Source organism: Bacillus sp. 1A (genome assembly GCF_052682215.1).
Map to the genome: position 1 here is coordinate 302,057 of NZ_JBQYLZ010000001.1, position 21,412 is coordinate 323,468.

19 protein-coding genes and 2 pseudogenes are annotated in these 21,412 nt (G+C 33.4%); 15 read left to right on the top strand and 6 right to left on the bottom strand.

The genetic code is table 11. The features are described 5' to 3' along the window. The first annotated feature begins 16 nt into the window (after positions 1-16). The 8 genes from ACUN0F_RS01550 to ACUN0F_RS01585 all read left to right on the top strand — a co-directional run bounded on the left by ACUN0F_RS01550 (position 17) and on the right by ACUN0F_RS01585 (position 6,287). Positions 17-1,048, top strand: a complete 1,032-nt coding sequence (locus tag ACUN0F_RS01550) for a Gfo/Idh/MocA family protein (RefSeq protein ID WP_445539061.1) — start codon at positions 17-19, stop codon at positions 1,046-1,048. Between the two features lie 14 nt (positions 1,049-1,062). Beyond that, on the top strand, positions 1,063-2,100 hold the full coding sequence (locus ACUN0F_RS01555; RefSeq protein ID WP_445539062.1) for a Gfo/Idh/MocA family protein: 1,038 nt from the start codon (positions 1,063-1,065) through the stop codon (positions 2,098-2,100). Continuing rightward, a complete protein-coding gene (locus tag ACUN0F_RS01560; protein ID WP_327987612.1) occupies positions 2,101-3,069 on the top strand; it encodes a sugar phosphate isomerase/epimerase family protein in 969 nt (322 codons plus the stop codon). 204 nt (positions 3,070-3,273) lie between these two features. After that, a complete protein-coding gene (locus tag ACUN0F_RS01565; RefSeq protein WP_088112850.1) occupies positions 3,274-3,537 on the top strand; it encodes a hypothetical protein in 264 nt (87 codons plus the stop codon). Between the two features lie 822 nt (positions 3,538-4,359). Then, on the top strand, positions 4,360-4,644 hold the full coding sequence (locus ACUN0F_RS01570; protein ID WP_046956808.1) for a hypothetical protein: 285 nt from the start codon (positions 4,360-4,362) through the stop codon (positions 4,642-4,644). Positions 4,645-4,864: 220 nt separating this feature from the next. Further along, positions 4,865-5,278 (top strand): hypothetical protein, encoded by a 414-nt coding sequence (locus ACUN0F_RS01575; protein ID WP_445539063.1) that lies wholly within the window; start codon positions 4,865-4,867, stop codon positions 5,276-5,278. A gap of 222 nt (positions 5,279-5,500) precedes the next feature. Then, positions 5,501-5,887 carry a nucleotidyltransferase domain-containing protein gene (locus ACUN0F_RS01580; RefSeq protein WP_088060749.1) on the top strand — a complete coding sequence of 129 codons (387 nt, stop codon included), beginning with the start codon at positions 5,501-5,503 and terminating at the stop codon, positions 5,885-5,887. Beyond that, entirely contained in the window at positions 5,874-6,287 is a 414-nt protein-coding gene (locus tag ACUN0F_RS01585) for a HEPN domain-containing protein (RefSeq protein ID WP_445539064.1), read from the top strand. Before ACUN0F_RS01580 ends, ACUN0F_RS01585 begins: the two co-directional genes overlap by 14 nt. Before the next feature lie 160 nt (positions 6,288-6,447). Here the strand turns inward: ACUN0F_RS01585 and ACUN0F_RS01590 are convergent, their stop codons facing one another. Beyond that, positions 6,448-6,780 (bottom strand): SH3 domain-containing protein, encoded by a 333-nt coding sequence (locus ACUN0F_RS01590; protein ID WP_445539065.1) that lies wholly within the window; start codon positions 6,778-6,780, stop codon positions 6,448-6,450. A 413-nt stretch (positions 6,781-7,193) separates the two neighbouring features. On the opposite strand from ACUN0F_RS01590, the pseudogene ACUN0F_RS01595 reads away from it, so the two are divergent. Then, positions 7,194-7,427: pseudogene (locus ACUN0F_RS01595) on the top strand (phosphoadenosine phosphosulfate reductase); the annotation flags it as partial. Between the two features lie 81 nt (positions 7,428-7,508). Beyond that, positions 7,509-8,015, top strand: a complete 507-nt coding sequence (locus ACUN0F_RS01600; RefSeq protein WP_327987617.1) for a hypothetical protein — start codon at positions 7,509-7,511, stop codon at positions 8,013-8,015. A 201-nt stretch (positions 8,016-8,216) separates the two neighbouring features. Here ACUN0F_RS01600 and ACUN0F_RS01605 read toward each other — a convergent pair whose 3' ends face one another. From ACUN0F_RS01605 to ACUN0F_RS01615, 3 genes are all read right to left on the bottom strand, one after another. Further along, entirely contained in the window at positions 8,217-9,164 is a 948-nt protein-coding gene (locus ACUN0F_RS01605; RefSeq protein WP_445539066.1) for a tyrosine-type recombinase/integrase, read from the bottom strand. 27 nt (positions 9,165-9,191) lie between these two features. Then, positions 9,192-9,359: a hypothetical protein gene (locus ACUN0F_RS01610; RefSeq protein WP_327987619.1), complete on the bottom strand. Its 168-nt coding sequence runs from the start codon at positions 9,357-9,359 to the stop codon at positions 9,192-9,194. Positions 9,360-10,305: 946 nt separating this feature from the next. Further along, complete coding sequence (locus ACUN0F_RS01615) at positions 10,306-12,015, bottom strand: hypothetical protein (RefSeq protein WP_445539067.1); 1,710 nt, start codon at positions 12,013-12,015, stop codon at positions 10,306-10,308. A gap of 1,078 nt (positions 12,016-13,093) precedes the next feature. Here ACUN0F_RS01615 and ACUN0F_RS01620 point away from each other — a divergent pair. Beyond that, positions 13,094-14,821: a helix-turn-helix domain-containing protein gene (locus ACUN0F_RS01620; protein ID WP_131933900.1), complete on the top strand. Its 1,728-nt coding sequence runs from the start codon at positions 13,094-13,096 to the stop codon at positions 14,819-14,821. Between the two features lie 331 nt (positions 14,822-15,152). Here the strand turns inward: ACUN0F_RS01620 and ACUN0F_RS01625 are convergent, their stop codons facing one another. After that, positions 15,153-16,388: a cytochrome P450 family protein gene (locus ACUN0F_RS01625; protein WP_327988504.1), complete on the bottom strand. Its 1,236-nt coding sequence runs from the start codon at positions 16,386-16,388 to the stop codon at positions 15,153-15,155. A gap of 562 nt (positions 16,389-16,950) precedes the next feature. Between ACUN0F_RS01625 and ACUN0F_RS01630 the strand changes: the two genes are divergently transcribed. The 3 genes from ACUN0F_RS01630 to ACUN0F_RS01640 all read left to right on the top strand — a co-directional run bounded on the left by ACUN0F_RS01630 (position 16,951) and on the right by ACUN0F_RS01640 (position 19,816). Then, positions 16,951-17,307: a hypothetical protein gene (locus ACUN0F_RS01630; protein WP_327988505.1), complete on the top strand. Its 357-nt coding sequence runs from the start codon at positions 16,951-16,953 to the stop codon at positions 17,305-17,307. Positions 17,308-17,352: 45 nt separating this feature from the next. Further along, complete coding sequence (locus ACUN0F_RS01635; protein WP_327988506.1) at positions 17,353-17,943, top strand: hypothetical protein; 591 nt, start codon at positions 17,353-17,355, stop codon at positions 17,941-17,943. Between the two features lie 1,093 nt (positions 17,944-19,036). Then, positions 19,037-19,816, top strand: coding sequence for a DUF2935 domain-containing protein (locus tag ACUN0F_RS01640; protein WP_327988507.1), 780 nt, complete (start codon positions 19,037-19,039; stop codon positions 19,814-19,816). A 21-nt stretch (positions 19,817-19,837) separates the two neighbouring features. Here the strand turns inward: ACUN0F_RS01640 and ACUN0F_RS01645 are convergent. Next, positions 19,838-20,666, bottom strand: a pseudogene (locus ACUN0F_RS01645) (Ku protein). A gap of 121 nt (positions 20,667-20,787) precedes the next feature. Here ACUN0F_RS01645 and ACUN0F_RS01650 point away from each other — a divergent pair. Next, positions 20,788-21,351, top strand: a complete 564-nt coding sequence (locus ACUN0F_RS01650; RefSeq protein ID WP_445539068.1) for a spore coat protein — start codon at positions 20,788-20,790, stop codon at positions 21,349-21,351. Positions 21,352-21,412: the final 61 nt, after the last annotated feature.

Below are 21,412 nucleotides of genomic sequence, written 5' to 3' on the forward strand. Positions count from 1 at the left end.
AAAGGAGGATATGATCTTGAATATTTTAAAGGTAGGTATTATTGGATGTGGAAGCATCGCGCAGCATCGTCATTTACCAGAATATGAAGCAAACCCATATGTACAGATTGTGGCTGTTTGTGATAGTAATAAAAAACGTGCAAAAGAGATTGCCAATAATTATGGTGTAAATATGTACACTGACTATAACGAGCTTATCAATTGTGAAGAGTTAGATGCAGTGAGTGTATGTACACCAAATCATTTACATGCATCAATTTCTATCACTGCATTACAAGCAGGGATCCATGTGCTATGTGAAAAGCCAATGGCAACGTCAAAAGCAGACGCGGAAATGATGATTGGAGCTGCTGAAAAAAGCGGTAAAAAGTTAATGATTGGCCATAACCAGCGTTTTGTTGCTTCTCATCAAAAAGCAAAACAATTGATTAAAAGTGGTGCAATCGGCAAAATATATAGCTTTCGTACAGCGTTTGGTCATAGTGGTCCTGAAAATTGGAGTGTAGATGGAAAAGAGAGCTGGTTCTTTAAAAAAGAGGAGGCTTTTCTTGGTGCAATGGGTGATTTAGGTGTACATAAAGCGGATTTAATTCGGTATATTCTTAATGAAGAAATTACAGAGGTTGGTGCCTTTGTTGAGACAAGCGCGAAAACATTTTCGAATGTAGATGATTGTGCGGTATGCATATTAAAAAGCGAGAGTGGTATTATCGGAACACTTGCAGCAAGTTGGTCTTACGTTAGCAAGGAAGATAATTCAACAATTATTTATGGAGAAAAGGCCACTCTTCGCCTAGAAGATGACCCAACTAACTCACTCATTATCCAATATAAAAATGGGGAAGTTGTAAAATACGAGCTTAATAAAATTCAATCAAACGCCACTGTTGGCCAAAGTAATTCACATGTGATTGAGCAATTTGTAGTGTCTATCCTATCTGATAAGGAACCATTAATTAATGGTGTAGATGGAATGAAATCGTTAGAAGTCATTTTAGCAGCCATACAATCAAGTGAAACAAAACAAATTGTTACAATTCCATTATGAGAAAAGGGGAAGACATGATAAAACTACGCATTGGAATAATAGGGGCAGGAGGAATTGCACAAAATCGCCATATCCCTGCATTTGTAAAGTTACATCAATATTGTACGATTACGGCTATACATGATAGAAACATAGAACACGCAAAACAAATCGCTGAAACATATAACATTCCTTATGTATTTGAAACGTATGAAGAAGTCTTTAAAGAAGTTGATGCTGTTTGTATTTGTACACCTAATAAGTTTCATGCTGAGATTTCTATCGCAGCATTACAAGCAGGGAAACATGTATTATGCGAAAAACCGATGGCTTTAACAGCGGCAGAATGCGAAAAAATGATAGAATCTGCAAAAAACAACGGTAAAAAACTTGCTATCGCTTATCATTATCGCTACATGAAGGAGTCACAAGTTGCAAAAAAAATGATGATAGATGAGATTGGAACGCCTCTTGTTGTTCGTGTAAAGGCACTCCGTCGCCGAAAAGTGCCAGGATGGGGCGTTTTCACAAATAAAGAATTACAAGGTGGAGGAAGTTTAATAGATTACGGCTGTCATCTTCTTGATTTAGCACTATGGTTAATTGGAAATCCAAAACAAACAGAAGTCATTGGTAGTGTCTATAATGCAGTTAGTAAGCTACCAAATCAAATAAACATGTGGGGGAAATATGATTATAAAACATTTGAAGTTGATGATCATGTTACCGCATACATAAAGTTTGAAAATGGAGCATCATTAATATTTGAAACTTCTTGGGCAGCAAATATTAAAAATGATGAAGAACAAGTAAGTATCTCCGGAGTAAACGGTGGAATGAATGTTTTCCCAATTGAATTATATACAACAAAACATAATATGCTATTAAATAGTGAACCTATTTGGATAGGAACTAACAGTGATCCTGGAATTTTGCAAGCAGAAAACTTTATAAAAGCTTGCTTATACGACGAGGAATTAATTGTAAAACCTGAGGAATCGCTGCAAGTATCACAAATTATTGATGCAATTTACGAGAGTAGTAACACACATGTAGAAAGGACGGGAAGATAAATGAAATTAGGAGTATTTACAACACTTTTTTCTCATATGGAGTTTGAAGAAATGCTAGATTATGTACAAGCAGCCAGTTTGAATGCTGTAGAAATTGGTACAGGATGTTATCCTGGAGGATCGCACTGTAACTTAGATTTATTATTAGAAAGCGAACAAGCCAGAAGCACATATATAGAACATGTACAAAAAAGAGATTTAATCATTAGCGCTTTTAGTTGTCACGGAAATCCTTTATCCCCGGATACTGCTTTTGCAAAAGAATCCCATGAAACATTGTTAAAAACCATTCAACTAGCTTCACTACTAGACGTACCTGTTGTGAATTGTTTTTCAGGCGTAGCAGGTGACCACGAAAACGCAAAATACCCGAATTGGCCTGTTGCACCATGGCCAAATGAATACAACGATATTTTAAAATGGCAATGGGAAGAAAAGCTCATTCCTTATTGGAAACAAGTTGGTGAATTTGCAAAAGAACATGGTGTGAAAATTGGTTTAGAACTTCACGGTGGTTTCTTAGTACATACGCCATATACATTACTAAAACTACGTGAAGAGACATGTAATGCGATAGGTGCCAACTTAGACCCTAGTCATTTATGGTGGCAAGGAATTGACCCTGTCGCTGCTATTAAGTTATTGATGAAAGAAAATGCGATTTATCACTTTCATGCAAAAGACACTTACATTGACCAAGAGAATGTAAACATGTATGGATTAACAGATATGCAGCCCTATGGTAAGGTGAAAACAAGATCTTGGACGTTCCGTTCTGTTGGTTGTGGCCACAGCTTAGAAGAATGGTCGCAAATGATGAGTGCACTTCGTACATATGGATATGATTATGTTGTAAGTATTGAACACGAAGATCCACTCATGTCTATTCAAGAAGGATTTAAACGTGCAACAAAAAATCTTCAATCTATTTTAATTGAAGAAAATCCTTCACAGATGTGGTGGGTTTAACTTTGTTTTTTAAAGAATGAAATATTTAAAAATACCTTGAGAAAACCAATTATCCTGTATCTACCTCTATACAAAGTGCGGATTTTAAGAAATAATATTCTTTGAAACCTTCTTTCGGAATAGCAATATATATAAATATTGTCTTTTAATTGAAGGAATACATAAGAAGGGAGCACTACTTTGCTACGTATACAAAGAGGGTTTATGTACGATCCAGATGATAATGAGGTCATTGTGAACGAAATTTTCTACAACACTGCATCCGAACAAAAGCTAGGAAGTAAAATGAGTGTGTTTGCTGTAGACAAGCTACCTACTTCCATTTTTGAAAAGATCCAAGAAAACGAAAGTATGTCTTATATGGAAAGTATGGAAGTAGAAGAAGAAACTATTCAAGAAATACTTTGCCATTTAGACCAAAATCAAAAGCCAGAAAAGCTATATTTTGAACTGCAGTACATGAAGTAATACCAAGAACTGAAAATAAGAAGGGATTTTTAGTAGGGGAAACAGGGGCACTATTCTTCACAACATATAACCACTGCATAGAAAGTCCCTTCTTATCTTCGTTTCATTAAAAACGTTTGAATATAACATAAAATTAGTTTAATATAAACGTATATTTATTGTTTAATTGATTCCGTTTATTCCCACACCTTATTGTGTTGTGGTTGAGTTGTAGAAGCGAGTTGCGTCTTGTTTCAATTGTGAAAGGGCTTCTTTGAGCCGATTAGTGTATATATAGCTTATTTTGCTATGCACATTTTTAATCGACTTAAAGAAGCCCTTTTTGTGTTGTCTTTAAGTTAGGAATCACCTGTACATAGACCTTCGGGGCTAATAATATGCGAAATAAAAAAGTACATCTATTTTGCTTTTTTTCATTTAGAGGAGAGATTATATGAAATTTTACAAAGTATGGAATAAGAAAAAGAATATGAGAGTCATTAGTACTCATAATTACCATGAAACAATGGGTCTTTATTTAACAGAAACATATCATGTCTGCGATTGTGTAAGGTACCTAAAGGTTTAAAAGTTAAGCACACAGGTAATATAAATAAAAAATAATGTGAATAACACCACTATGTTTACAGCGTTTCTTATTATTGTTAAGGATTTTTGAATTTGACATAAAAGAAAGAGATTAATTTCTAATTCATAATAAACTAGATACAGAGTGGAATATAAAAATTAAAAACTAGAGAATGTATATAGAAGTAGGGTACTTGTTGCAATGCTAAAAACACTTGAGATTAGGATTTATAAACCAGAGAGGAGTCATATAATATGATTACAGTTAACCGAGGGTATATGTACGATCCAGATGATAATGAAGTTCTAATTACTGAGATTTATTACGAGACTGCTACAGAAACCAAATTAGGGAATAAGATGGATAGCTTATCTTATTCAGTTATTCCTAATAGCATTAAAGAAAAAATAGAAGCAGTTACTTCATTATCCTATATGGAGAGTATTGAGATGTCACAGCAATTAGCTGCTGTATATCAGGATGAAATTAATAAGTATGGAAAACCGGAAAAATTGTACTTCGAGTACACAAATATGTAAGAAGAGAGAAGGCATTGAACGACCTGGTTCAATGTCTTTTTTTGAATAAATTCATAGAGATAGGAAAAATAGAAATAGGGTAACTAACTTTTACTGTATTCATTCAAAATTCATATTTGCAGGTGAGTATTTAGTAACAAGAGTTAGAGAAGAGTACAAGCTAAGTGGGATTAGGTTTCTAAAATAAATATAAAAGGGGGCGTAAAGGAGGCATATTTTGATGTCTCCTTCTTTTGTTATGATGACATTTAAAACTATCCAATTCGCAATGTTTACAAATATTAAGCATTACATGTTTCTGCTTACAAAGGCCAAGCCAATATTAGAGGAACCACATCATGACTATAAGCTATTTCAATTCATGTGCAAATTAGAGGTCAATCAAATATATGAAGCAATTGAAGGCCAAAGGAATGATACTTATATGGATTCAAATGCTCATCCAGTATATATACATACACTTATTAAGCAGGCGAATTTACTTCAATATGTTATATCCATTGTGCAGGAGGAAGGAGTTATTCATGCTGCATCAATACTATTGATGTATTCATTTGACTTGTACACCGTACACAGGATTACAAATTTATCAATTTCATATCTAAGAAACTTAGGGAATACACTTTCAAAATAAAACTAAGGGATATCTAGAATGAGCATTATTATCGATATTGCAGAAGGGAAAAGGCTTGTATCATATATTGTTTTAGTAAGTAAAAGAGAGAATAGTAGTTCAGACGATAGTCTCTTATAAGACTTCAAGCAGGTATACGAATGTTATCAAGCATTGCAGAACGTTGGGAAACAAGAGAGCAATATAAAAATAAATATGTAATAGCAGGGAGAAGAGAAACGCATGTATAATATAATCAAACGTCAATATAATTCAATTATCCAAGAGGTGATTCGGATTAACGAAGAAGTACAAAGGGAATTAAACCTATTAGTACAAAAGATTCGTGAAACTGTATCTTCTGTCCAAAAAATCATCCTTTTTGGCTCTCATGCATATGGCACACCAAATGAAGACAGTGATTTTGATCTCTGTATTGTTGTGGAAGGTGTCGGAGAAAGAAAAAGGGAAGTCATTAATCGTATCAATTGGGGTATTTATGATGTTATGGAAACACCAGTTGATATTTTAGTGTATGGACCAGAAGAGTTTCAAGAACGTGCTAGCCGTACCGTTACTATGGAACATAAGATTGCACTAGAAGGGAAGGTCCTATATGAGAAATACTGAGGATCTAAAAGAGTGGGGATTTATTGCAAAATCTGATTTAGATTCTGCTAGTTACTTAACTCACATGAAACCTTTCCCTACTGCAATTATTTGTTATCATAGTCAACAATGTGTGGAAAAACTTCTAAAAGGATTTCTTGCACTAAACGGTAGGACAGTCCCAAAAACTCATAACCTTTTAATGCTGCACAAATCGTGTCGGAAATTAGATGAGGAATTCTCATTGATTTTAGAACAGTGCGTGCAGCTAAATGGGTATGCTACTGACATTCGTTATCCGTATTTTGAAGCACTTACTGTTCAAGATGGATTAATCGCTATACAACATGCTCAAGAAGTAATGAGTTTGTATATGGAAAAGTTAAACAAGCTGAATATACATGAAATCACAGTTGATTAAAAATAGAGGATATACATTAAAGGGAGTGTCTTACTCTGTAAAATAAATAAGTGACAATATCTATCTTTCCTTATAAGGATAAGAGGATGTATATAATGTTACACATTATTATACTTAATGAAAAGGCACTTGAAGAAGTGCCTTTTCTTATATTTTGTACTTAGTTACACACTGATTTTGAAACGTATAAATAGGTTCCCCAGTTTGAGTTGTAAAATTTTAACCATTGATTAGTTCCATTGACAGTTTGTCCTTTTACCCATTCACCATTAAATCTAGTTCCATTAGCAACACTATACGCTATTTTTGAACTCGTGCTTTTGTCAGTTCGTACTTTTGTATTTTCATATTGTGCGTAACAGACTGCAAGACCCTTTGATGTGGCATTGTTTTTTTCTGCCGCACTAGCGCTTGTTACGTTAATAAAACTAAATGAACTTAAACCGATTGCACAAGCTAAAGCTAAGCCTTTAATTCTTTTCATTTTTCTCATATTAAACATCCCCTTCAATATTTTTGTAGAGTTCCCTCTAATCAATTTAAATTGTATATTCTATATATAAAAATTCAATATATAAATATAGACAAAAAAATACAAGTTTCGCATTTCCTACATAATAATTCGCTGTTCACAAATTTGTAGTTGTTGTTGTAAATGCGGTCATTTGTCGTACAAAAAAGGATAGAATCAAGCAGAATTTCTCTGTTTGTCTCTATCCTCTTCTTTTCATACATATAAAGTGTAACATTATATATTTATCCTTGATATACAAATGCCTATGGGTTATTTCTTCATTCTTAATAAAACTAACGAGGGACTCTCTTTTTCTATCTAAAAAAAGAGGGGGTATGCTCCAAAGTAGTATGAAATGATACTTTGCTATGGGGATATATATAAAGAAATTAAAGAGGAAAGAACAACATAAACAAATGCTTATTCAGCTCTTAATTCATTCCATGAAGAATGAACAATTGTTTAAAGAAGATGAAAAAGCTAGTACGAAGCTCTTATATGCTACAGAGTTTACAAATAGACTTTCTAGATTAATAGAAGCAGAGGAAATACAATCCGAAGAGACAAACCATCTCTTTGCAAAAGTACTTAAGGAATTAGGAAACGAAACATTTCTAATAGCATAATATGTAAATAGAAGCTATATTTAAAGCAAGAAGATACATTGTATTAATTAATATATTGAAAATATAGGGGGATGATTCATAATGCGCCTATACATATTAGAAATCACTACGGAACATAAAATAAGTTTTATTTATGCGACATCTATAGAAAAGGCCATAGAAGCATTTAAAGGGATATATAAACATTATGAAAAACAAGTACCATTTTACGTAAGAGAGATACATCCGAGTGAAAAATTAATAATGGATACAATAAACGGTGAAATACATTGTATAGGCGACAATAGCGTTCTAAAGAAATGTTTAGAGAATCTTATGCACTTATATACTCCGATTGATTGGGTTCCTACACTTGTACTATATCAAGATGAAAAAGCTGATCCGGTTTCGTTTACTATTCATAAAGCATGCTTTATGAAAGAAAGTCCTGAATATAACGAGGTTGGGATGGATGTTTGGAAAAGCGTTCTCCAGGTATCATTAGATGACCATGGAGAGTTTTGGAATGCCCTAAAGGTATTTTTACATATTCAGGTACTCTCTGTATTCGAATTAGAACAAGTAATGAAAGTAAATAAAATAAGGTGATAATAATGGAATTCGAAGAACTTATACAGTTTGTGGAAGAAAATAAAGAAGAGCATTTTCAAGATATAATCAATCAGAACGAAGCTGCAATTAAAAAGATAGATGAGGAAAAATAAGAAGTAATCACAGAAAAATACATTATTAAAAAGACGTTTTCTATAAATAGAATACGTCTTTTTATTTTAATGTGGTTAATATAGGTCACTGTAAATATTGATAATATCTTTTTAAAGATATTTTAGTTTTGAACCCCATCCTACTTACCAAATCTTTTTCAGTTACTCCTTGCTTTATAAGACGGAGAATAAAAGTGTTTCTCATCTGCTGTGCAGAAATACGCCTAGTTAACTCCGCTCGTTTCACTTCAAGTCGTATCATCTTTTGTATAGCAACCTCAGACAAAGCTTTTGGCGCATCCTTTTCGTACACCCAACGATACGTACGTCGATTAAAATCAAATGCCACAAATAGGGGGTTATCTGTGTGTTGTCGAGGCCTTACGGGTTCCGGAATAGTCGTGTAGTATTTGTAAAGCTGCTGCGTATCTTCCATAGTTAAAGAGACAGACCTAGTTGCTCCATTTTCTCCAGGTACCATTAAGGTATTTCTAGCAAACTGTATATGGCTCATATTAAGCGATACAAGCTCTTGCAAGGACAACCCATAGTTTACTACTAAATTTATTATACAAGCGTTTCTATCCATAATAAGAGGGCGATATTTAGCTTGTCTTTCTGTTAATCCTTTTGTTGAAAGTATAGTTTGTTTTAATAGGTTTTCTTCCGCTTCGGTAATAAAATCCTTATCACTTAGTGATTGATCAGGATTTAAAGAGATATTAATACCATCCAATGGACTAACTATACCTAAAAACATGTGTAACTTCTTTAAAACCACCCATATTCTGTGTCTTGTTTTCTCGGAATATTTACGACTGCTTTCTAACTCAGAGAAATACGCCTGATAATCTTCTGGAGATAATTCACTCCACGATTTAATATGAAAAAGTATCTCATTTAATTCTAACCATTTAAAAAAATCCTTAATATCATATGAATAACGTTGGATTGTAGAATGTTTACGACCTTTTTCAGTTAAGTAATTAGAAAAAGCTTCTAATGTTTCTTCTAAGCTAATTGTCTTGTTCATTATAATCACCTAATTTCTTTGGGTATATTATAACAGAAAGTAGGCTGAAGACCTGCTACCGCCCTTTGCTACGCACGGTTGCTGGCATATCCAAAATGGTACTACAAAAACTAATCCCCAAAGAAGTCCTTTAAAAAATCCAATTTCGTTATAGGTATTCATCTCTATGTAAGTCGTATCTTTAAGTACAGTCATGTTTAATCCTCCTACTAATATAAATTGTTTATTAAAATGAAAAAAGGACAAACCTCGTCCTGGTAGGGATACGTAGGTTTGTCCTTTTGTATGTGGGTAATGATATGTTTAATTACCATTATTATAACGTAATTTACAAATATTTTCAATTAGGTCAGACATCTTATTAACAAGTATACTAGCTGTATTAAAAATCTAATATAAATATATATCTTATATATTAAAAAGAAATAAAGATAAAACTTTTATAGGTTATCAAAAATAGGGAGAAGACCTACTCCCACAAGGGGAAAATTCATATTAGAACGTAAAAAATCATAAATAGTAGAAAATGTATCCGTAGATTCAAGGATTATTAGACTTTTAATTCTACAAAAAAGCAGAAAGAAAATACTATATTTCTACATGAAATCGGAAAGAATTTGATACGAATCGCAGAATATATATTCAACCTCGAAAATAGAACTCGTTTTACTTATTTTGGTAATTAAGTTGATGTTAAACGTCTAATTATCCACATTTTATTCAGATTAGGCTGCTATTTGTTAACATTACTCAGTATTTACACATAACTTACATTATTATTGATGATTTTTATTAGATATATTCAACAACACTAGTATTCTCAAGGGTATTGGGAAAATATTATTCACATCCGATCATATTTGTCCTCATATCCACTGTTTTTATAATTTTCCTTCTGATTTTTTGTAGGTATTATGGGATAGGTTTTACTACATTAGAAGAATATACCCTAGCGCTATGTGGAGAGTTATGTATTGGTAGAAGAGAATTTGTATAGAAGTGCATAAAAAAAGACTCCATTTTACATGAAGTCCTTCGGATTTGGTATTTATAAATAGAGTAGTAAACAAGGATTGCTAATCAAATAAACACGAATAGCCCTCTACTTTCGATTTTTTCAAAAATAGAGAGCTTATTACTATTATTTTATTTCCATTACGTTTAGCACCTGATCTGGAGCTGTTATTGTTACACCAGCACGTACTAAACGTTCGAAGGTACGCATAAACTCTAGTAAATTAAACTGCTTTGGTAGCTCAATAACACGAAGTTTTTCTTGTGGCAGCTTATCAATTGCCTCGATAAACCATTCGCGCACATCACTTGGAATTGTGCGTTCTTTATGACCACGAACTTTTAGCTTTTCACGCATTTCAATTTCTAAAGCGATATATGCATGGAGATTAACACCCTGATCATATGCATATTTTCTAAATAACGTTTCTTCCTGGTATTTTAGATAATTACGGTGATAAGACTCTTCCGTCACTGGTACCGCAAACTTCTGCTTCAGTAGTGCATGCACATTCTTAAACATCTTCTTAATGTTGTGAAGAGAGTACATAGAATAATGTAAACCGAAATTAAAGACAGCTTGCTCACGGTCACTATTTCTCTCTTTTGGTATATGCTGCGCAATAAGAGGGTAGATACCTTCTTTTGCTGCTGTATCGAGAATTTGATATTGAGATGTTTGATGCAATAGTTTCTTCAGTGTATATACAATTTTCGTTGGATATCCTTCTTTGCGATCAACCATGTCACGTAGTCCACGGATTACACTGCGAATTTGACGATGACAAGTATGCTTTAATACATGAATGAATTTATTCATGTCTGCAGACAGTTCACCGATATTCATCTCTTGTAGGACTGCTTCGATAAATTTCGCTTTTCGAGCATAGGTAGCTTTTGGTGTAAATGGATCCCTATGTTGTTCTTCTCCAGCTTCTTTCGAACATAAGAAGTCTGAATGGATAGACAGATATAATGTCGTATATCGTTTTGTATGCTTTACACCTTTTTGCATTTTGCAAATTTTGAATAGGGGACTACCCGTACATGGTAATACAGTTGTTAATTCATCGATAACCGCACGGATTTGATGCGGATATTTTTTATGTAAGAAACGATACATCCCGCCAAAGTGAGTTTTATTTCCTCTTTCGTCCTGCTTGTCCAAAGAACGCTTTAATGTTGTTTCCGTATGTTGTTGCATCGCAATGTCTAAGAATAGTTTCTTAGCTGCTACAGAAAGCTTAAAGAAAGTCCTTGTAAATACAACAGGACTAATATATACGTAAGGATTTGCCTTTTCTGTTTCTTCATTCATAAAATGATTAAGTTTGATTGTATATCGGCCATCTAGGCCATTTTCGATAGAGATTATGTTATGTATGCTTAATTTCTTTAGAGCGATATAGAATTGTGAGTGCTGGATAAAAGCAAATTCTTCTTTATATTGCTTGTAATCTTCCCACATCATATGTATCGTTACATTTGGAATGACACCATTTGTATAACATTTCTTATGTAGATATAAGAATACTTCAAGATCTGCATTCGTAATGCCATATAGCTTATGTTTTCTTCCTGTTTTTTCTGCAAGTGCAGACATTGCGCGACGTGAAAAATATGGTTTAGCTTTTTCGACAAAGCCTTCTACATCAGCAATACGTTCTTCGTATGTCATGTTCTGCAGAATATCTTCTAAATATGTATCTTTATAGCTGTAGTATTTCTCCTCAAATGTTTCCACAAACTTTTGCCAAGATTTTATGGTTACTAGCACAGCATTGGTTGTTTCCCCATTTAAGCTACGTTGATTTCGTATTACAAATGATTTTCCCATCTTTTTCACCTCCGTTCTACAAATTCAGAAATATATGCCAAAATACTATAAAATATACCAATTTTGATTATAGCAAAATGAAAATTGTTGAAAGGTGCCCCTTTAAGAGGAATTTTTAAAACATGAAACACGTTATAAACCCAATGATTATAAGGGATCGGAGAATCTATGGAAAAAAATTTGTGTTAAGGATATGGTAAAAAACGTTTCATGTCCTAATTGTATAAACACAATAATGAAACACGGGAAGATTGTTGATATAGAGAGGGTTAAGGAGAATTGTTTCTAATTTTAGGTCAAGGATATGGCAAAAGTGTTTCATGTTTTAATCATAGGTCGTTCATTAGGGAAAGATACTGTAAATCCCTTTATAGAAAGGGTTATAGGAGAAAATGTAATAGCTTTAAGGTCAAGGATATGGTAAAAGGTGTTTCATGTTTTGATTTTTATAAGGTCAAGGATATGGCAAAAGTGTTTCATGTTTAATATATAATGAAATTATCGGGGGAATAAGGTGAAACGTTGGTACATAAGGGTTTATGGCTGTTTCATATATGTATTTAGGTCAAGGATATGGTAAAAACAATTTGTTAAAATTTAAAGGTTTTATGTATTAAAATAAAGGTGAACTGTTGATATCTATGGGTTTATAAGGTATTGGAAAAAATTTTGTATTACGTATTTAAATTAATAAAATTAATTGATGTCTTATTTTTTCGGGTTTAGGTTAAGGGTATGGCAAATTTCTTTCAAATAAATAGTAAAGAATTTAGTGTATATGCGGTATAAATTCTATTCAAATGAACATTTTATGAGAATATGAAAACGATTAGATAAAAATGTTTCATATTTATAGTGAAGGTTCACTATATGGTAAAAAGTGTTTCATCTCTTAATTCATTAGATTGATTGAAGACCTATGGAAAACTAATGTATAATTAATGTTATTTTATGTTGTAAATAAAGAAAAATCGTGTCAGTACTGTTTGAATATAACTAAAGTGGAAAAAATAATTGTTTACATATATGTATTAGATTAAATGTTTGTTTGAAAGAAAATTACGGAAGGAGTGAAAATATGGAGAGATTAACACAACTGTTTACGGATGCATTATTAATATCTGAGCCCTTATATGGAAATAATAAAGTAGTTTGGAACAAATGGACTGCCTATAGTTCAGATATAGAAAAAGATAATACTAAGGTTGTGACTTCTCAATATGTTTCCCCATCTTTTTCGGCATTAGTATCATGGTTGAGTAAAAAGAATGAAGAAGGAATTACTTCGTTACAAATTGGTATTAAGTTAAAAGAGTATAAAGATGAGATTCATGCAACTATTGAAAAGGTATTAGAAGACGAGTTTAAGAATGCTAATAAGTTTAATGATGGAACAATCATCCAGGGTGACGTAAATGAGGATGAAACGGATGAACCAGTTGATAAAGAATATTTTGAAGTTAATAATTCTGCAGTTTATTTTAAATTACGTGATGGAATCTCTAAAAATCACTTTGAAGAAGACGCAGGTATGGGTGTAAAATCTTACCCTATTGAAACAAAGGAAAGTAATGCAATAGCTCAGCTCTCTTCTCACAGAGATGAAGATTTAAAGCTTATTAAAGATGATGAAGCATCTCGTTGGAATACTTTGGTGAATGATGTAATGAGTAATATGGATGATCTGACAGCTGATGTATTGGACTCCATTACCATCCAGTGGCTAGCACAAGCAAAATCTCCAGATGAATTCATAGAATTTTCATATGAGCAAGTATTGGATATGTGCAATGTACCAAAAAAGAAAGTAAGTAAAGGAGAGTACTACAGACCTGAAGATAAAATTAAGGTTGCTAAGCGTATTGCAGCACTAGCAAGTATCTTCATTTATTTAAATGATGATAATGAAGTAGTAGTCTTAAATGAAGAAAATGAACATGATGAAAAATATAAAGTAAAGAGAGAAGTTGTCAAACGGTTATTTGTATTGGATTCAGTTGTATTATGGAGACACAATACAACAAATGAATATATGGGCATTGAATCTTGCCGTATCAAACCAGGGAGTTTTTTAACAAGTTATTTATATGGTTCAAATAATACCACAGCATTGTTATCTAAAAAGGCACTTGAGTATAATAGTTATCGACATAAGTATCATAAACGTTTAATTCGTTATCTAACATGGCAATGGAGAATACGACAAATATATTCAACTTTGAAGCGACCATACTCCATTGGGGGAGATAAAGGCTTATTAGCTGTTATGGCAATCCCGCTCACTTGGAAACCGAGTCGGATTAGAGAACACCTAGAGAATGTTCTTACTGATTTAGAAAAAGAGAACGTAATTTCTAAGTGGGAGTATACAGTATCATTAGATGAAGAACGTTTTAATAAGAAGAATTGGTTTAAAGATTATTGGGTGAATTTAAATATTACTATACTTCCACCGGAAGAATTAATTAAGTCTATGTATAATTTACCTAAGAAAAAAACACTAGAGTTAGAAAATAATACTGAAGCATCTGTAGAGTATTTTGAAAGGGCTAAGGATGTTGTTAATATGCCTCCGAAAAAAAATAGTGAAGAGCTTAATAGATTTGATGAAGAGGCTGTTCGAGAGAAAATACTTAAACAACGCAAAGTTGATAATAAGTCTATACGAGAATTAGCAAAAGAAATAAGAATATCGGCACCTACATTATCTAGATTTTGTAACAGAGAAACCAAGCGGCTATCTGCAAATGCAGTTGAAAAAATGTCTAAGTGGTATGAGAGACAAGGAATATTAGAAAAAATGTAGTGATCAACCAGATTATTAAAGAAGAAAAAACATTTTGTAGGATGTTTTTTCTTCTTTTTATTATGCCTGTTTCTGAATAATGATTTATACGTGGTTTTTATGCTCTCTGAGAGAATAAATCCTTTGAAATAATATTAAAAATAATACTGTTATTTCATAATAAAAAATCTAAGAGCACGCACATAACAATGTTCTTAGATTAGAAAGGTAGATTCCTATGCATAGAGGGTCTCAATGCAATAACATATGCTTGTCCGGTTTAAATGTGAAAAAAATTTTAACAAAATAGTTATTTGCACGACACGTTTCCTTATTAATGTCGCATTATAGATTAAAAAACCACTGGTAGATTTGCGAGAGAACGAATTTTACTATGGCTATAAATTAGTTGATCCGGTTCGATTGCCAGGCGAAGATTAGGAAACCGCTGTAACAAAGTGCCTAATGCAATTTGTCCTTCTAGACGCGCCAGCGGAGCTCCCAAACAGTGATGTATACCAGTCCCAAAGGCTAAATGATTATTCTCCTCCCGTGAAATATTCAATGCCTCTGGATAAGTAAATTCCTTTGGATCAATATTCGCGGCAGTCAGAGAGAGCAGAATTAATTCGCCTTTGCGAATCTTCTTTCCATGTATTGTCATATCTTCACCAGCAAAACGGCTACTAAACATAACTGGACCAGCAAAACGTAATAGCTCGTCGATGGCGGAAGGAAGCAGGGAAGGGTCCTGCCTTAGTAAATTCATTTGTTCGGGATGTTGAATTAACGCCAGTACGCCATTACCGATTAAATTGACTGTCGTTTCATGTCCAGCAATAATGAGCAACCAAATTGTCGAAAGAAGCTCGTTCTTACTCAACTTGTCTTCTTGCTCTTTTGATTGAACTAGAGCACTTATCAAATCATCACCAGGATTTAGGCGCTTTTCGTTCAGCAATACTTCGATGTAATGAATAAACTTTTCAAGTGTTGCTGCAGTAACTGCAGTCCCCTGACTAGGGTCCACAGAGGCGTTCATGAGTTCTTGTGTCCATTTGCGAAACTGGTTTCGATCAGTGGCGGGAATTCCGAGCATCTCTGAAATGACAATAATGGGTAGTGGGTAAGCAAAGTCTGCAATAATTTCCATCTTTCCTTGTTTCTGCACAGCAGCTATTAATTCGTCAGAAATTTGCTGAATACGGGGACGAAGTTCTTCGATCATACGTGGTGTAAAGGATTTAGAGACTAGCCGACGTAGGCGCGTATGATCAGGAGGATCTACCGTAAGCATATTTGGCATATTCATTATCCATTCAAACAGTTTACTCACAGGTGTATTCTCCTCAATGGACATCTGCTTATCATGGGGCGGTGTGAATTTCCGTAAATCTTTATGAAAACGCGGGTCTTTCAGTATAGAAACAACATCATCATATTGCAATACGACCCATGCTCCTCCCATACCATAAAAGTCATCAATATGAAAGAAACGCTCTTGTTGCTTGATGAGGTTTTTATAGAACTTAATGGGATTGCGCATAGTTTCCTGTGAGTTCAAATCGTTAAAAGTGATCTTTTTCATTAGTTTCCTCCTTATCAGCGCATAACTATTGAATGCTCTGGTATTAATACTCCTCTTTACCGTATAATTCTATGACCTTCCATGTTGCAAAAATGATACATCTGATTCTCGTATCTAATCAAATGAACATATTTCTCTTCAAGAGCAAAGAAAAGAATTCCTTCTTTTTTGACCCGATTAGGACAAGAAGCAAACATGTATCTAATGGTATAGGAAAATTCATGAATAATGAGAAAACTATTTTATAAAAATTAATAATCTAATAACAAGTTGAACTCATATTTTGAAAATTTTATTAATAAAAAAATATAAAATAAAAACTATTCACCATCCAATTCTTATCTAATATAGGGGGAAGGCCTTTGTACCTTTGGGATAACACTTTCTATAGATTGGGGGTATAGATGCATTAGTTTCGAAATACATAAAAGATACAGTATTACAATTAAATTATGAAACGATTATAAAAGGGACGGGAACCGTATGCGCACTTTACAAGGGGATATGGAGAAGCATCAGGAAAATGCGGATTTACAACTAAGTTATGAAGGTGGATAACAAGATGGATATAAATTCTAAATCTGTTTCCATTAAGCCTCTAACAAAGGGTAGACGAATTACTCTAACACTCGGGTTATTCTTCTTATCACCGCTCGTTGCAGAGTATTTGCTAGGAAACATTTCAATTAGCGCAATAGCAGCATTGCCTTTTCTTGCGTTGATGTATGGCTGTGGGTCGATTCTCATTCGGGAGATTACCAGGCGTAGAGGTTACGGATGGCCCACAATGATCTTAATGGGGTTAGCGTATGGAATCTTAGAAGAAGGATTAATCACACAATCTCTCTTTAATCCTTCGTATGCAAATGCCAATCTTCTGAGTAATGCACCTATCCCGGAACTAGGGATAAGCGCTTGATGGACTTTGTTCGTCCTTACATTACACACAGTTTGGAGTACTAGTGTGCCCATTGCACTCATTGAATCATTTATACCTAACCGGAAAACAACACCCTGGTTAGGAAAGATTGGAATATTCATAACTAGCCTGTTATTCGTAGCTGGAATGATATTCACCTTTTATGGTTCGTATGCACAAGGACATTTTCTCGCTACTCCAACACAATTAATCAGTACACTCATTGCTATTTTCTTAGTGATTATCATTGCTGTCAGCATTGGCCATGTTCCAAGCACTTTTGTAAGAGGAGATGCACCAAATCCTTGGGTAATCGGTGTAGTTTCTCTGATAGCCTCAAGTTTATTTATGATTGTCCGTGAGTACAATGCCTGGGGGGTTGTCGTTTTCTGGATATTACTGTTCGCCATAATGACGATCTTATTCTTGCATTGGTCACGGCGCAAAGGTTGGGGTAATATACACGAGTTAGCCCTAGCAGCAGGAGTACTCCTGACTTACGCATGGCACAGCTTCATCGAAGAACCAGTCATTGGGGCCACAGGGACCGTAGACCAGATTGGTAATGTGGTCTTTTCACTTAGCGCAGTCATTATTCTGTTTCTCGCTATTAAAAGTTTAAAGAAATCTCAGTAAACCTATATTATGACAAATTATATTCTGTGTTTCTATTTTATTGAGGAACGAAAAAAGCCTAATTTCTCAATTTTAATGCTGAGGAATTAGGCTTTTTAATATAGAAGAAACTTATTCCAAATGGAAGAGTGGCGAAATAACGCTGTTATGTTTATGGAAATGTTAGAATTAAAGAAAAACACTATAAAATAATTAAGCAATATGAAGAAGCAAAGTAGAATCTATTCTATGGTAAATGCTACTTCGCCCTCAGTTGTAAGAACTCTGATACTCCACTTATTTAAAGTATGAAATTTATATATTGATATATTTTATTTATAGAATTAGAATTTAACTTCACTTTACATATTTTTGCTGTTTTTACATAAACTATTTCTAAGCCGGTTGAACTAGCGGCTTCACTCTTGGAAAACAATTAGTTTTCCAATCAAGCTCATGAAACCCACAGGCAGACAATCTAAAATATTGTCTGCCAAATCATTAACTTTTTATATAACAAATGACAGTTTCGTACATATCCTTTATATGTTAACAATAATGGAATTCCGGAATTCTTCCCCATTATACAAGTGCTGTAATAGCAGGGAATTAAAGAAGTTACTTGCTCTTTTTTGTATAATTACATTGATTTTACACAAACTATTAATGATTCATTTTACCAATATGAGTCATTTGGACATTTTAAAAATCTTTATGAATTGCTCCTGATGGGACAAGCAATATAGCTTGTCCTGTTTTCATGTTTAGAATATACCTCTTTTATTAACATTAGCTTAAATATAAGTATCACGCACAAGGTTTAGTTGCTTGATATATGGATTAACCAACAGGTCATAAATACCAACAATCATGCAATTATTTGGCCGTATTTAAGTATCTACAGATATTTTGATAATTAACTAGCGATTTAATACATTGGTAGCGTAGTTCTTGAACAAGTTTCATCTAATTAATAGTAAAAATTAAGTATTCATACACTACAATTAAATCATTTACCTTCTTGAACTAATAAAAACTAGCTCAAATTCATATTTTATATCTTTCATTAGTATTAATCAGTATGAAAGACAAGTTGGTAAGGAGGAGACGTAGAGTGAATCAAACTTATGAAGAAAGTGCATTGTTTGAACATAAATTCTGGCTGAGAGTTCTTGGGGATCATGCACAGTTTCTTTTAGATGCTTTAGCTCCAAAAGAGACTGAAGATATTCAGAGAGCCATATATTTTGTAGAAAAATTTGATGAATATTTAAGTCGCATTCATACAGTCAGTTTAATCGAATTCGCAACAGATGCTAAACAATTGGCAGAGGAAATCCGAAAATTTAAGTTGAGTATTATACAAAAACAATTGGAGGGAAAGATTGTTATCCACTTTACCCCAACTTTCATTAATCATATGGTAAATGAAGTAGAAGAGTATATAAACGTATTAGGATATTTAATAAAAAGAGAGGTCCCACCTGTTTTTCATGAGTTACATTATCATCTTGTTTGGTTAACGGATGCGGCTGGTCATGCTGGTTCGATTTCAGGTGAATTAGATTTTGTAGAGAAACGATTGAAAGAGAAGAGTGAGATGTACGCTAAACATTTTGAGCAGTTTTATTTAAAGGCTGTTGAAATGACTGGATATTTACGTACAGAACTTAAACATTTTCCAGCATTGAAGAAGTTTACAAAAGATGTTTCATTAGAACTGAATTTATTTTCACATTTTCTTCATGAAGTAGAAGAATTAGAACTATCTGAGCAAATATTAAGTGCATTGTCTGCGAGAATGGCAGATCATATGGCAAGAGAGGAATGCTACTATTTATTAAAATTAGCACAATCATCTGGATTAGAGATGCCAAAGTGTGATCCTCTTTAAGAGTAGATAAAAAAGCCACAATTATGTGGCTTTTTGTTCGTTTATTCCTTCTTTATTCTTTTCTTGTTGCTCAATTTTCTCTTCTATAAGATCAGTAAGCGCTTCTTTATATTCATCTGCATATTCTTCTGGTTTAAATGGAGTGGTAAGGTGATGAATTAGATTCATTGCTGTAGTTAATTCTTGTTTGTGAATAGGGTGCTCTTCATTATTTGGAAGACCGGGCATATTTTTTATATTCCGAATCTCATCAGGATAATGGATGGTCTGTAGAATAAGGCCTTCTTGAAAGTTACGAATAATAGCTAGATGCGGTTTCTTACAACAGAAATGAACTGCGAACGGTTAGTTATTCAAGAATCCCATCCGTTACACCGTAAGGTGTAGGACTTGCGGCTTTAGCCGTGGGAGTGTCAAGGATAGTAATATGAATAAGACCAAGTTTATTTGTTCTCTCTAAAGCTTCTTTTACTAACAAATAGGGTTTTTCATTCCCAGGGATAGGACCAACAAAATAGGAATGATCAAAAAAATTGAATCAATCTCATCATTTTGGATAAAATATGAAATGCGAATGATTCGCGGCTCATATTTTTTTTGAAGTGCTTCTAATTCTCTATCAACAACAATTATATATTTATGCGGCGCATATTCATAAGCTTTCACAAGTTTTTCATCTTTTACTTCAGTATCCGTACAATCAGGGGCAATCTTTTTATATTTAATAGGGGGTAAGACATTCCTTATGAAGACTTAAAAATTTAATATCTTTTTCTTCTACAGTACTATATAGCCTAATGCCGATGTTTAATAATCCAAGTGAAAGAGAGTCTTTCCATACCGTGTGCATTTGAAACTTCTCCCTCCATAAAAAGAAAATGAATAGTTTTAGTATGAGTAATAAGAAAATTCATATGCATTTTTTATATTTTGGGAGAGACTAAAAAAACTTTAAAAAGGAGGATTCAAAAATGCAATTAGCTACACATGAGTTACGTGATTTAAGTGAATTAATTGCTGGCTGTTACAATACAATTAATACGATGGGTACATATATTCAGCAAGCACAAGATCTAGAATTAAAACAACTATTACAGCAACACTTTCCGCTCCATGTGGAAGACTATAATTTAAAAGTAGAATTTGTCCAAAGCCAGAATACACCCGATATTGAGCGTTTTCAGCCCTCTAAGTTAAATCCAGTATTGGTTTCTTATTTAAAAGCACCTATTGAACAATATCCATCAGTTGCACCTAGTATAAATGGAGCACCTCTAAACGATCGAGCAATTGCTACGGGCTATCTCTTAAATCAAAAATCAGCTGCATTAAATTATGCTGGGGCTGTATTAGAGTGCGCGAATCCAAATTTGAGGTCTTTTTTAGAAAAGGCCTTTTTAAATAGTAGTAGACATGCGTATGATATTTGGCAATATATGGTTAAAGAAGGTTACTATCCGTTATCTCCAGCACCAGACTCTGAAATAAGAGCTATAGCAAGCATTTATCAGCCTATTAATCAGCCGTTAAAATAATATAAGAAATAGGAAGCTGCAAATTTTAAAATATTTAATTAGATTTTATTGGATAAAGCTG